Source organism: Paraburkholderia ginsengiterrae, assembly GCF_001645125.1.
GTDB classification, from domain to species: Bacteria; Pseudomonadota; Gammaproteobacteria; order Burkholderiales; family Burkholderiaceae; genus Paraburkholderia; species Paraburkholderia ginsengiterrae.
Genome location: NZ_LXKA01000011.1, coordinates 202,369 through 215,618, shown reverse-complemented (window position 1 = coordinate 215,618; position 13,250 = coordinate 202,369). Strand labels below are relative to the sequence as shown.

The following is a 13,250-nucleotide window of genomic DNA, read 5'->3' as shown; positions in this document are numbered from 1 at the left end:
CCAGATGATCCAGATACGCGTCAAATTCGTCGACATCCTCTCTCATTCCGGTCGCCCGAAGTCTTTATTATTTAATACTACCAGGTATCACTCCACAGTAAATAGCTTTTGTGACACAGTAAGATTAGCGAACTGGAGCGCAATAGACCCATTTATCCCTGACGGACACAACTGTTGTTCAATCGTGGTCATTTACCCAAAGGGCTTGTTTGCACACGACCGGCTTGACTACCGCGGTCTACGGTTCGCAGTCTGTTAGCCGAATGGAAAAGGATCATTTCCAGGCGGACGCGTTGTCCCGGTAGTTGTGGTGATATTGTCCAGATTATGAATGGAATGGACTAGTACGCGACCTTTGTTAGTAAGAAAGTGGACCCGTCTCATTGAATGAGATGAATCCATTGCGCGGCAGCGATACGTGATTGAACCGGTTCGAACGACTGTGGGAAAAACCATTGGGCGATTGGACCAGGTTCTTTCGCGGCGCATCCGTGATCTTCGCGAGCACTGCGCGTGAGAGGAAGACTTCCCGATCCAATAGCCCATTGAACGCTGGTAGCGTCGCGGACTCTTATGAACCCCGCCAAGCAACGGACAACTGGAACGGCAGAACCGAAGCTCGCACACTCGCCGGAGCCGGTTTCCGCACGGGAGGCAGACACTTCTGTACAGACAACGTCCAAAGAAGCCGACTTGCCACTTCGCCTTGCTATCGGCCTGATCGGAATGCTGCTGGCGTCGCTGCTGGCAATATTGAACGAACAGGTCACTGCGGTGGCGCTGGCCGATATTCGCGGCGCGTTCTCGATTGGAAATGACGATGGGACCTGGCTGACCACTCTATTCGAGGCTACGAACGTAGCCACGATGGTATTCGCTCCGTGGTTTGGGGTGACGCTCACGCTGAAGCGATTTACGATTGGCGCCGTGCTGGCCGTGATGTTCCTTGGATTTCTTTGCCCCTTTGCGCCGAACCTGCTTACGCTATATGTGTTGCGTACGCTGCAGGGCGTAGCCTGCGGATGTCTGCCGCCGATGTTGATCATCGTGGCGCTTCGATATCTTCCCCCGAAAGTCAAGTTATATGGACTCGCGGGATACGCACTCACCGCGACCTTCGGACCGGCGCTCGGCACGCCTCTCGCAGCCTTATGGACGGAATACGTCAGCTGGCGAATGGCATTCTGGCAAATCGTGCCGCTTGGCATCGTATGCTGCGTGGCGATCCAGCAGGGTCTTCCGCCAGATCCGCTCAAACTGGAACGGTTCCGTTCATTTAACTGGAGCGGATTCATACTGGGATACCCCGCTATCGCCATGCTCGTCATTGGTCTTCTGCAGGGCGATCGCCTTGATTGGCTGAATTCCACGTTTATCTCCACGATGTTTTGTGGCGGAGCGCTGTTGTTTGTGGCGTTCCTTATCAACGAGTGGTTTCATCCACTGCCGTTTTTCAAGCTTCAACTGCTTGCCCGCCGAAACTTCGCGCACGGGCTTCTGACGCTGGTAGGCGCCGTTACGCTGCTGGTTGGCGTCGCCGCTATACCCGGCCAATATCTCGCCCAAATCCACGGTTACAGGCCGCTGCAAACCACGCCGCTGTCTTTGCTCGTTGCCATTCCCCTATTGATTGCGCTACCTGCGACCGCCGCCGTCCTGAACCTCCGGCAGGTCGACCACCGCTGGGTCATGGCCATTGGACTTTGCCTGATGGCCACCACGTGCTTTTTGGGGAGTTTCATGACCTCCGAGTGGGTGCGCGAGAATTTTTACTGGCTTCAGTCGTTACAGATCGTTGCACAACCCATGGTGATCATGGGGATCCTGATGGGTGTCACGACAGGCCTGGCCCCAACGGATGGGCCGTTTGCCTCGGCCATGTTCAATACGGTCAAAACATTTACGGGTGCTGCGGCAACCGCTCTCATTGAAGGGCTGGGTACTACGCGCGATCATTTTCATTCGAGCATGCTCGTGGACCACTTAGGCAACAACGCGCTGGTGACGGGCCAAAGCATCGGCGCAATTGATGATCTCGGCGAACTCGCGCACCGGATCCACGAGCAGGCCGTAGTACTGACATCGGCGGATCTCTATCGCGTGATGGCCGGCATCGCCGTCGCCTTTCTTTTCGTTGTTCCGGTGTTACCCGTGCGTATTTATCCGCCATGGTGCACTACGTCGCCCTCTTCCCGCTAAGCGATGGTATCTATGTCATTTGTCACTCGAATTCCTCCCAAAACAATTCGTCTTGCCGCGTATGTGGTCATACTTGGCGTGGCTGTATGGGCTTGCATCAAGCTATTTTCCGCCCCGAATAGCGAGACCACAAACGATGCCTATGTGACGGCCGATTTCACGCTGATAGCGCCCCGTGTTCCCGGCCAGCTTTCAGAGGTACTCGTCGAGGACAACCAGCAGGTAAAAACCGGCCAGCTTTTGGTGCGTATCGACGACCGCGATTTCCGCGCCGCATTGATGAGCGCACAAGCCGACGTCGCGGCAGCCAGGGCTTCGGTTGCGAACTACGACGCCGAGATCGCGCGGCAACCTGCGCTTGTCGACGAGGCGCGCGCCACGCTACGGGCAGATGACGCGACGATTGAGTTTGCGCGAGAGAATGCCTTGCGCTACCAGAATCTCTCGGTATCGGGCGCAGGAACAACGCAGGAGAAACAACATGCTTCGAGCGCGCTTGCCGAGGAACTCGCGCAGCAGGCCCACAATCGGGCTGTACTTGTTGCGACTGAACAGAACCTCGAAGTTCTGCGTACCGAGCGCGACAAGGCGGCAGGCACGTTGGCCCACGCCGAGGCCGTACTCGATCAGGCGAAACTCAACCTGTCCTATACGGAGATCCGCGCGCCCATCGACGGCAAGGTTGGACGACGCTCGGCGCGGGTCGGCGCATACGTTACAACGGGCACGCCACTGCTCGCGATTGTCCCGCTTTCGGAGGCGTATGTCCTTGCCAACTTCCAGGAAAACCAGCTCACCAACATGCGCCCCAGGCAGACCGTGCGCATCACGGTCGACAGCTTGCCGGGCGTCGTGATCCAGGGACACGTCGATAGTCTTGCCCCGGCTACAGGATTGAGCTTCGCGCCTATCGCGCCCGACAACGCAACGGGCAACTTCACCAAGGTCGTCCAGCGCGTCCCTGTCAAGATCACAATCGACCCGGGACAGCAGGCTGCGTCCGAGTTGAGCGTGGGGTTGTCGGTCGAAACAGAGGTCGCCGTTGGCAAGCGCGCCGATACGCGAATCGCAGGAGCCGACGCGAAATGAATGCGAGTGAATTCTCCATCCGCACGCCAGCGCTCGCAGTATCGCTCTGTTTCGCGCTCACGGGCTGTCTGGTCGGCCCGAACTTCGAACGTCCGCAGACGAGTACGCCTGACGTATTTAACCGCACTCAGACTGCGCAAGCATCGAGCAAACCAGTTGAATCCGAATTCGGTCAAGAATGGTGGACCCTGTTTAATGACCCGGTACTGGACTCACTGGAACAACAACTCGCCGATGCGAACCTCGACGTAGCGGCGGCGTCGGCACGTCTGCGGCAAAGCCGCGCGGAGCAACGCATCGCCGGAGCAGAGGAATATCCAACACTGGACGGCAATGCCTCGTATCACCGCGAGCGCGGAAGTCCGAACGGCATCCTCTCGTTGCTTGGCGTCACCCCGACGGGAAGTGAGCCGCAGTCAGCATCGGGCACCGCGCCGCTCGGTGTGGCGCCAATACCAGGGTCCAAAGGCTCGCCACCTTTCAACCTCTATCAGTTCGGTTTCGATGCATCCTGGGAACTCGACATCTGGGGACGGGTTCGACGCGGTGTCGAGGCCGCGACCGCTCTGTCCGATGCCTCATACGAGGACCGCAACGCAGTGCTTTTGTCGGCGCGCGCTGAACTCGCGCGAGACTACATTCAGTTGCGTGACACGCAGGCTTTGCTTCAGATCGCACGACAGAACCTGGAAATCGCCCGTGACGCAACGAAGCTTACGGAGAATCGGGTACGTGAAGGCGTCACTACGAATCTGGACGTGGACAACGCTTCCGCACAGGCTGAGTCGATTGAGAGCCTGATCCCGACGCTCGAATCGCGTTCCGAGACCACGATCAATGCGATCGGCATACTGCTGGCGAAGGAACCTGGTGCGTTACAACAGATGCTCGCCGAGCCCCGTGATGTTCCGGCACTGCCTGACCAGGTGCCCATCGGGCTTCCGTCTGAACTGGTGCAGCGCCGCCCCGACATCCGCAAAGCGGAGGATCAACTGCACGCAGCCACGGCGGCGATCGGAATGGCAAAGGCCGACTTCTACCCACGCATATCGCTGAACGGCAGCGCCGGTTTTCAGAGCCTGCAACTGTCGAATCTCGCCGGCTGGGAGTCCGGCCAGTATGTCGTGGGACCATCAATCACGCTTCCAATCTTCCAGGGCGGACGCCTCATTGGGACGCTTCATTTGCGCGAGGCACAACAGCAGGAGGCTGCGATTGTCTACAAACGTACCGTACTAGACGCCTGGCGGGAAGTGGACGACGCGCTCGTCGTCTATGACGCTGAACAGCGGCGTCGCGATCGCCTGAAAACGGTCGTGAGCCTGAACCAGAGTGCGCTCTCCATCGCGCGGCAACGATACAAGGAGGGCGCGGTCGACTTCCTCAACGTACTCAACGTGCAGAAACAGTTGCTCGATGCGCAAAGCAACCTTGAGCAAAGTAAGGCCGACGCCGCCGTCACCCTGATCACGCTATGCAAGGTGCTCGGCGGCGGGTGGGAATCAACCTACGCCAGACAGGACAGCCTTCATTGACGCGGCATTCTGCGGCAAGCGACGCGGAGCCTGCATCCTTGCGCTCACCGCAGCGACCGGAAGCTCACGCGAAGCTCTTCCGAGAAGGTCTGCGGCTGCTCCCAGGCCGCAAAATGCCCGCCTTTGGGAAGGCGGTTATAGTGAATCAGCTTCGGATACGCCTTCGCTGTCCAGCTTTGCGGGGCGGCGTAGATTTCATCTGGAAACACGCTGACGGCCACCGGGATAGCAACGTGCTTGGGAGCAAAGAAGTTGAGCTTGTTTTCCCAATACAAACGAGCCGAAGAAATTCCCGTGTTCGTGAGCCAATAGAGCGTCACGTTGTCGAGAACATCATCTCGCGTAAGCCCCTCCGACTGACCGTCAAACACGCGTGCGATAAGTGCCTGGCTGGCGGCATCGTGGTCGAGCATCCACGCGGCGAGGCCGACAGGTGAATCTTCAATTCCGTACAGCGTCTGCGGGCGGTTCGTCATCTCCTGGGCGTAGCCAAGGCCGTGCTTGTAGAAATAGTCGAGCTGATCGTACGCGTGCTTCTCATCAGCTGAGAGGCCTGCTGGCACCGGGTCGCCGAACTTGAGTGCATTTGCAACGTTGTCCGGTACGGTGGCCGGCATGTTGGTGTGAATGCCGAGCAGTTCCGGTGGCGCCAGGAGGGCCATCTGCTCAGTGACGGCATTCCCCCAATCGCCGCCTTGCGCAACATATCGTGTGTATCCGAGCCGTTTCATCAGTACGACCCAGGCGCGTGCAACGCGGGCAGGATCCCATCCCGTCATGGTCGGCTTGCCTGAAAACCCGTAGCCCGGGAGAGATGGAATCACGACATCGAAGGCGTCCGACGCAGTCCCGCCATGGCCCGTAGGATTGGTCAACGGATCGATGATCTTCAACTGCTCAATGATCGAGCCAGGCCACCCGTGCGTGATGATAACCGGCAACGCATTTTCGCTTTTCGAACGAACGTGGATGAAATGAATGTCGAGCCCATCGATCTCGGTGACGAATTGCGGCAGAGCGTTCAGCCTCGCCTCCACTTTGCGCCAGTCATAGTCGGTCGCCCAATAACGTGCGAGCTTTTGCATTGTCGCGAGCTGCACGCCTTGCGATGCATCGGTTACCGTTTCCCGCTCGGGCCACCTGGTCGCCTTGATACGCCTCTTCAAATCGATGAGTTGCGATTCCGGCGCGTGCACACGTAGTGGCCGAATAGCGGTCTTGTCACCGCCGCTCGACGGCGCGACTTCAGTGACGGCTTGATTCGTTTCCGCGAAAGCGAGTTGACTCAACGAGCCTGCAATAGCGGCCGCCGCTGCCACGCCAATAAAGCGACGGCGCGATGGGGTCTGGGGAAGAATATCGTCAGACATACAAGTTCCTGTTAGTAAAGGTGGAGCGATGAGTGCGGCAGCAACCCAACATCCTGGGGCAATCACTTTCACGATTGTCCAATTGAGCCGACTATAGAGGCAGCCAGTTGGCAAGCCTCACATCGTCACCGCCTCGACCGACCGCAAACCGCAGTCCGCAGTAGCTGTATTGATTGTGCGGAAGCAAGCCATCTGGGTAAACGCCCAGGTTAGAACAACAGTTGTGTCGGTCGCGAACAAATCCGTCGCGCTCGACGTTTCTATTCCAGAGCAAATCCCTCGGGCGTGCGTCTGATGGAACTTGGGTTGCAGAAAAGGCCTGATGTGGAGATTCATCTCGACCGGTACACCGGCGAGGTAAATCAACCGGACAAGTAATCCACGCGCTTCGCACCTGGCAGCACAGGCCCCGCCAGCGAGCGAGGCTTCTTCTTTCCCGGTCAGCAGTCGCTGTGCTTCGGGATAGTGCCGCCACCATTACCGCAGCCAGCGATGCCACCGGCGCCCCGCGACACGCTTGACGCCTATTCGGCTCATCCGGGGCAGCACTTCATTCCTCAGCCAGCGCAGCCATCTGCCGCCAGGCTCATGTCGGCGACTGCGTGCCGGCCTGCTCAGCGATGATATGGTTGGCATACCAGTCCGGCCAGTTTTCGTCATGCTGTCCGGACACTTTCTCAAACTCGCCATGCGCGGCCGCGGCCCGTCGTAGCGCCCCTGCGAACTCGATCGCCGAAGTGAACGTCGTGGCCTGCGTGTCCGTCCTTCCAGGGAGTCGAGTGGTCACCTCCTGGAAGACCCAGCCATTTCCGTCAGGATCTCTGAACGAAGCGAAAGAACCATAGCTGCGCCGCGCCGGATGCGGGCCGCTCACGCGTTCTTCCTCACCCGCATGGTGGAAAAGGCCGCCGGCGTCATGAAAGACTTCGCTCACGTCGATGGCCCGCTCGACAAGCTCTGCGCGCGCTTCGTCTATATCAGACACAATGAGATGGAGTCCCTGCGCCGAGCCTGGCTCTGCCGTTGTGACGCCCTTGCCGAAGAGAATCGAGCATTGCGAGCCCGGGGGCGTGAAATGCACAACCCGAAACTGGTCATCCTTTGCGATATCGACGTCGAGCCTCCAACCTAGCCCAACGTAGAACTGCTTGGCGCGATCGACGTCAGAGACGGGGATGACCACGACCTCAAGCTTCATGTCGGCCGTCCGCGCTGTTCCAACCGCTGTTTTGGCTTCGTTACGTGTCTGTGCATTGCTCACGTCATGCTCCTTGTGTTTTGATCATCCGGGGTTGCAACTGGATGGAATATTTCTAGCGCTGAGAACTCAATCTCGCGCTCAGTCAGATGCTCATTCGGGATTTGCCTCTCCAGAATGCCACCTGGGAGAACAGGTGGACAATCGACTGGCGGGCAAAACATTCTTTACCCGATGGAAAAGGCTTGCAGAAAAAGCCGTCTTCGTGGCGGGCCACCTTCAGACCGCGATCGTCGTCGACGAGCGGTGCCCCCTTCTTCGGCGCCAGGCGCTGTTCGGCCGTCATGACGGCCGCGAAGTACGCGTGGCCGCCCGCCGCGCCTGATTTGTTCCTCCGGATCACAAGTGTTTGTCCGCCCCGGGTATTCGAACTCGACGCCAAAGCGCCTAGATTAGACCCCTATCGGAGCCACGGGCCCGATCGGCAACAGAGCCCACTCAATTGATTCGGAGGTTCTATATGAGCACGTCACAAAAGGTCATCGTCGTTACCGGTGCGTCGCAAGGCATCGGCGCAGAAGTCGTCAAGGCTTTCCGCAAGCTCGACTATCGCGTGGTCGCCACCGCGCGCAGCATCAAGCCGTCGGAGGATCCCAACATCCTGACCGTGGTCGGCGACATCGCCGACCCCGAAACCGCCCGGCGCGTGATCAGCGAGGGCGTGGCGCGCTTTGGCCGCATCGACACGCTCGTCAACAACGCCGGCGTCTTCGTCGCCAAGCCTTTTACCCGCTACACCGCGGAAGACTATGCGGCAGTCATAGGCGTGAACCTGAACGGCTTCTTCTACATCACGCAGCTCGCCATCGCTGAAATGGAGAAGCATTCCAGCGGCCACGTCGTCAGCATCACCACCACCCTGGCCGACCACGCGATCGACGGCGTGCCGTCGGTACTCGCCTCGCTCACCAAGGGCGGCCTGAACGCGGCAACAAAGTCCCTTGCGATTGAATACGCAAAACGCGGCATTCGTGCCAACGCGGTCGCGCCGGGCATCATCAAGTCGCCGATGCACGCGGCGGAAACGCATGCGGCACTCGGCGCGCTCCATCCGATGGGTCATATGGGTGAAATGAGCGATATCGTCAACGCGATCGTGTATCTCGACTCCGCCCCGTTCGTCACCGGCGAGATCCTGCACGTCGACGGCGGCCAGAACGCCGGGCATTAAACGCGACCAGGCAATACCAGCCATATCAGGCACCATCCCGCACGACCGGACGCCGCCGCTAGCTGGCGGCCGGTTCGTCAACTACGATCAAGGAGAACACCATGCCAATCGTCACGATCCAGGTGACCCGCGAGGGCACCAGGCCGGGCGTCGACTCGGTCACCGCAGAAGAGAAAGCCGAACTCATCAAGGGCGTCAGCCACCTGCTGCTCGACGTGCTGAAAAAGCCGCTCGACGCAACCTTTGTGGTCATCCAGGAGGTGGAAACGGAGAACTGGGGCTGGGGTGGTCTACCGACTGACGTATATCGCAAGCAGCGAGGGTTGAAGTAGGGGCGTTTCGATACCACACCACGCGGCAGGATCTCGTCGATCCGCGCTAGCAGTCGCGCCTTCCAGGAGAATATCTACAGCTGGTTTGTCAGCAACGGTTCAATCGCGTTCAAGGCCGATTCGAGGATCGTCGCACGGGCATTGACCGGTGCAGGTTTCGAAGGTCGCGGATGAAAGATGCAGACCCCGCGCCTGATCCGTTGCCCGCTCAACGTGCATATCCCTGATACGCCACCTCGACGGTGCTCCCCGCGCACCACGCCTTAGCCGTTCGAGGTAGGTTCTATCGCCGGACCGTCGGCGTTTAGCGCGCTATCCGTCCAGTCGCGCAAGAATTCGATCCATGTTTTGATCTTCGCGTCGAGATACTGACGCGACGCATACAGCGCGAAAACATTCTGCGCTTGCAGCTGATAGTCCGGTAGCACGCGTTTCAGCGAGCCCGAGCGCAGCAGGGACCGCACCGTGAACGTCGGTAACGCGGCAATGCCCATTCCTTCCAGCGCCGCAACCGCCATGGCATCAGGGACGTTCACCTTGAAGCGGCCATCTGGCAGCATGAATTCGTGCTCTCCGCTCACATCTTCCAGAAGCCAGCGGTCCGCCGGAAAAATCGGCACGGCGACCTGAAGACAGGTGTGATTCGATAAATCGTCAACTGTCTGCGGCACACCGTGTATCTCGAGATACTTTGGAGACGCGCACAGAATACTGTAGAACGTGCCGAGCCGCCGTGAGATGTAGGCCGAGTCGGGTAGCGCCCCCGGGGTGACCCTCAAGGCCACGTCGTAGCCCTCTTCCAGCAGGTCGGGAACGTTCTGCGAGAGCGTGAGATCCACGGTCACTGCGGGATAACGCTCCTGATAGGCCGCAACCGCGGGGACCACATAGTTTTGCCCCAGGCTCGACAACGCGTGGACTCGCAGCGCTCCCACCGGCTTCGCATGCGCGTTCGATGCCTCAGCCTCTGCCTCCGCAACCGACGCGGTAATCGCGTAGCACCGTTGCAGATACCGCTCGCCTGCCTCTGTCAGTGCGAGACGCCGCGTCGTGCGGTTGAGCAGGCGGGTGCGCAAATGAGTTTCGAGTTCGGAAATCGACCGGGACACATAGCCAGTTGTGGTACCCAGTTGATTGGCAGCCGCCGTAAAGCTTCCCGCCTCGGCCACTTCGACGAAAATCTTCATGTTGCGGAACGTGTCCATTATCTCCGCCTCGGCATCTTGCCTGGATTCGACATGCTGTCCCTGACGCTTCATTCACAGCATAGCCCGAACCAGGTCCGGATTCTGCTGCGCCATCCTCCTGGCAATCCGTGCTCCGTGCATTGCGCCCTTGCTGGCCGGAGTCATCCCCGATTGTTTCCGCGTTAGAACAGGTTTCCCGAAAAGACTCCTTTGGGTAAAAGATGAAGATCGAGACAGATGCCTGATTCAAAGACAATCCTGTTCCCTCCCGGCACGCCGCCACGCCTGTTAGTGTGGTCCCGAAACCTGAAGTGCCAGAATGTCTGAGATCGCCTGTCCCGCCACGCCACGACCGGCCGATGCTGGCGGTGTCTCAGGCCGCGGCCAGGCCTCCGTCGATCAGATAGATAGCGAACGAAAAGGTGATGACGGACAGCACTGTGCTCGCGAGGATCGAGGTAGCGGCCTCACTACGGTATGCGCCCGCTTCGTTGGCGAACATCGCGGGAATCGTCGCTGACGGCAGTGCGCAAAGCAGGTTCAGCGAGTCGTTCAGCACAGGAGGAAGCTTGACCGCGAGCAGCGAGCACAGGATGCCGATCGCTGGTGCCCACATCAGCGGCCGTCGCACTGCAGCCGAAATGCTCGAGACGCACGCCTTAGCGCCACCGCCCTCACCGCTCGCGATCGCAAGCAGCATCGTCGTAAGCGGGATCATTACGAGGCTGGCAATCAGATTGAGCACCAGCACCGCATACAGGCTCGACGGTCCGAACATGGCCTGCAGAATCGGAATACCCATGAATGCACCATCCGGGTAGCCGCACACGAAACCCTTCAGCGTGGCGGCTTTCAGTTCACGATAGCGGTACCAACCGGTCGCAAAAGCAAGCGCGTACATGCCCATTATCGCGATGAACGTCGCGACGACAAACCGGACATCGAGCAGTTGCGAGCGCGGCGTGCCAGCCATGCCCGCCGGCAGAAGCGCGGGAAAAATCCAGTTCAGCACGAGCTTACTGATCAGCAGGCTGTCGGAATAGTTGAGCTTGCCACGTTTGCCTGCTATGAAGCCGAGCACAATGACAAAGGCGACGGGCACGAGAGGCCCCAGGATATGGTCCAGCATTTGAGTTGCTACTCCCAGGCGTCGACCTGCATGCCCCGCCGCATGTGCCGGCAGAGACGCTGCTACAGATTGCGAGGAACGCGGCACCGCCGCGCCCAGGCACTCACCGATGCTGCGCGTTCATCTCAGACGAAAATCGCGGATCACATCGGCATCCGGTTCAAGCCCAAGTCCCGGACCTCACGGAACGGCCATCGTGCCGTTCTTCGGGATGATCGCTTCACCGTAGAGCTGCGCCTCGCGGTCGAAATACCGCCACTCGACCATCGCACCTGGGCCGCCCAGTGCCGCACTTGCATGCACGTTTGCCAGCGGCCCCGGGCCGTCATAAAACGAGTGCACCATCACCGTGACGTTATGGGCGTTGGCCAGCGCGAAGACCTTGCGCAGTTCGGTCAGGCCGCCCATTTTGGCGGAGCTCGGCTGAATGAAGTCGACGGCCCCCGCCTCGAGAAGATGCTGAAAATCCGTCAGCGTCGAGGCGTTCTCGCCGGCGGCCACCGGATTACCGCCCTGCTGTCGAACCTGCGCCAGCCCTGAGTAGTTCTCGGGTGGCCATCTCGACGTCATCCCCGGCCGCTTCGCGCGCCGCACGGATACAGTCGATATCGATCTCATGCAGCTTGAGATGCCGAAAGCCGCTATCCAGCGCACGTCTGAGTTTTCCCTGACCAGCTCAGGATCGGAGTAACGGATCAGGCTTGCGTAAGCGGGCAGCGAAACGGCTTCGCTGCCGCCGAGGAGCTGGTGCACCGGCTGCCCCACAACCCTGCCGGCAATATCCCACAACGCGATGTCGATGGCCGAGAGGCCGTAGATGAAGGCTCCGCTGCGCCCGAAGACATGGAATTTCTTCTGCAGATCGAGCATCCGCTTCTCAAGCTGCGTGGCATCGCGGCCGATCATTTCAGGCGCGAGGATCGAGTCGATCACCACCTTCACCGCCGGAATGGCGGTAAATCCAAACGACTCCCCCCAGCCGACGACGCCCGTATCGGTGGTGACCTTCACGATCAGCGAGTCGACGGTTTCCAAACCCGCTTTACCCCACACTGCCGCGCCGGACCTGCCGCCCGCCGGTATAGCTTGAGGCGCAATGACACCAGGAAAAACCGTGCGCAATATCTGGCGATGAGGGCGAGCATTGCTTACCATACGGAAAGGATCAGCGTCAGCTTACCGTGACGAACTTTTCGAAGATCGAGCGATGAAACACGACAACGTTGGGGCGGGAAGTGAATCATTGCCGGGCTCGGTCGTTTATGTGGTCGACGACGACGAGTCAATTCGAGGCTCGCTAACCTCTCTGCTGATGTCGGTCGGAATTCACGTGCGGGCGTTCGAATCGGCCGACGATTTTCTAGCCGCGGAGATGCCGGACGTGCCGAGTTGTCTCATTCTTGACGTCCGGCTGCGAGGCGCGAGCGGCCTTACCCTGCAGCAGGAGCCATTCAAGGAAAGTGTTCACTTTCCGATCATATTTCTGACCGGGCACGGTGACATTGAGATGTCCGTCAAGGCAATGAAGGCGGGCGCTTTCGATTTCATGACAAAGCCGTTCAAGGATCAGGATCTGATCGATACGATCGCCGCAGCCCTGAAAAAGGATGGCGAATTGAAGCGTCAGGAAAGGATCGTTGCGGGCATCCGTCAAACATACGATTCGCTGACAGCGCGCGAGCGGGAAGTGATCAGGTTGGTCGCCGATGGACTGTTGAACAAGCAGATCGCCGACCTCCTGTGTCTTAGCGAGGTGACGGTCAAGATCCATCGGGCGCAAGCGATGCACAAGCTGAATGCGCGCTCAGTGCCCGATGTCGTCAGGAAGTTGCAGCAGGTGCAGCCTCTCCACCAGGGCGCCAGATAGAAGTTTCTGCATTCGCTGCGCTGTGGCCGTCATCTTCAGCGCTGGGATCGATCCCGGCTCATACGAACTGTCACCAAAATCATTCGAAGGTCTTATTGTCTCCTTGTCCGTGG

Annotated in this window: 13 protein-coding genes; 7 read left to right on the top strand and 6 right to left on the bottom strand. The window is 59.3% G+C overall.

The window, feature by feature from the left end:
* Positions 1–573: 573 nt before the first annotated feature.
* The 3 genes from A6V37_RS01010 to A6V37_RS01000 are packed head-to-tail and all read left to right on the top strand — an operon-like array spanning position 574 to position 4,823.
* Positions 574–2,199 carry an MFS transporter gene (locus tag A6V37_RS01010; RefSeq protein WP_064270982.1) on the top strand — a complete coding sequence of 542 codons (1,626 nt, stop codon included), beginning with the start codon at positions 574–576 and terminating at the stop codon, positions 2,197–2,199.
* Positions 2,200–2,211: 12 nt separating this feature from the next.
* Complete coding sequence (locus A6V37_RS01005; protein ID WP_064270984.1) at positions 2,212–3,288, top strand: HlyD family secretion protein; 1,077 nt, start codon at positions 2,212–2,214, stop codon at positions 3,286–3,288.
* Positions 3,285–4,823, top strand: a complete 1,539-nt coding sequence (locus A6V37_RS01000) for an efflux transporter outer membrane subunit (protein WP_064270986.1) — start codon at positions 3,285–3,287, stop codon at positions 4,821–4,823. The genes A6V37_RS01005 and A6V37_RS01000 overlap by 4 nt, the downstream gene beginning before the upstream one ends.
* Positions 4,824–4,867: 44 nt before the next feature.
* Here A6V37_RS01000 and A6V37_RS00995 read toward each other — a convergent pair whose 3' ends face one another.
* Positions 4,868–6,193: an epoxide hydrolase family protein gene (locus tag A6V37_RS00995; protein WP_064270988.1), complete on the bottom strand. Its 1,326-nt coding sequence runs from the start codon at positions 6,191–6,193 to the stop codon at positions 4,868–4,870.
* A 586-nt stretch (positions 6,194–6,779) separates the two neighbouring features.
* Positions 6,780–7,454 carry a VOC family protein gene (locus A6V37_RS00985; RefSeq protein WP_242665923.1) on the bottom strand — a complete coding sequence of 225 codons (675 nt, stop codon included), beginning with the start codon at positions 7,452–7,454 and terminating at the stop codon, positions 6,780–6,782.
* 133 nt (positions 7,455–7,587) lie between these two features.
* Here A6V37_RS00985 and A6V37_RS40370 point away from each other — a divergent pair, with 133 nt between their 5' ends.
* The 3 genes from A6V37_RS40370 to A6V37_RS00970 all read left to right on the top strand — a co-directional run bounded on the left by A6V37_RS40370 (position 7,588) and on the right by A6V37_RS00970 (position 8,954).
* Positions 7,588–7,776, top strand: coding sequence for a hypothetical protein (locus tag A6V37_RS40370; RefSeq protein WP_157447840.1), 189 nt, complete (start codon positions 7,588–7,590; stop codon positions 7,774–7,776).
* 135 nt (positions 7,777–7,911) lie between these two features.
* A complete protein-coding gene (locus A6V37_RS00975; protein WP_064270992.1) occupies positions 7,912–8,622 on the top strand; it encodes an SDR family NAD(P)-dependent oxidoreductase in 711 nt (236 codons plus the stop codon).
* Positions 8,623–8,723: 101 nt separating this feature from the next.
* Entirely contained in the window at positions 8,724–8,954 is a 231-nt protein-coding gene (locus A6V37_RS00970; RefSeq protein ID WP_064270993.1) for a tautomerase family protein, read from the top strand.
* A gap of 74 nt (positions 8,955–9,028) precedes the next feature.
* On the opposite strand, the gene A6V37_RS43075 is transcribed toward A6V37_RS00970, so the two are convergent.
* The 4 genes from A6V37_RS43075 to A6V37_RS00955 form a co-directional block, all read right to left on the bottom strand.
* The gene (locus tag A6V37_RS43075; RefSeq protein ID WP_425262267.1) at positions 9,029–9,211 is read right to left on the bottom strand and encodes a DUF3331 domain-containing protein; all 183 of its coding nucleotides are present in this window, start codon (positions 9,209–9,211) and stop codon (positions 9,029–9,031) included.
* 6 nt (positions 9,212–9,217) lie between these two features.
* The gene (locus A6V37_RS00965) at positions 9,218–10,159 is read right to left on the bottom strand and encodes a LysR family transcriptional regulator (protein WP_064270994.1); all 942 of its coding nucleotides are present in this window, start codon (positions 10,157–10,159) and stop codon (positions 9,218–9,220) included.
* A gap of 355 nt (positions 10,160–10,514) precedes the next feature.
* Positions 10,515–11,270: an AEC family transporter gene (locus tag A6V37_RS00960; RefSeq protein ID WP_064270995.1), complete on the bottom strand. Its 756-nt coding sequence runs from the start codon at positions 11,268–11,270 to the stop codon at positions 10,515–10,517.
* 180 nt (positions 11,271–11,450) lie between these two features.
* A complete protein-coding gene (locus tag A6V37_RS00955) occupies positions 11,451–12,305 on the bottom strand; it encodes a mandelate racemase/muconate lactonizing enzyme family protein (protein ID WP_242665924.1) in 855 nt (284 codons plus the stop codon).
* A gap of 172 nt (positions 12,306–12,477) precedes the next feature.
* Here A6V37_RS00955 and A6V37_RS00950 point away from each other — a divergent pair, with 172 nt between their 5' ends.
* Entirely contained in the window at positions 12,478–13,137 is a 660-nt protein-coding gene (locus A6V37_RS00950; RefSeq protein WP_064270996.1) for a response regulator transcription factor, read from the top strand.
* The last annotated feature ends 113 nt before the right edge of the window (positions 13,138–13,250 follow it).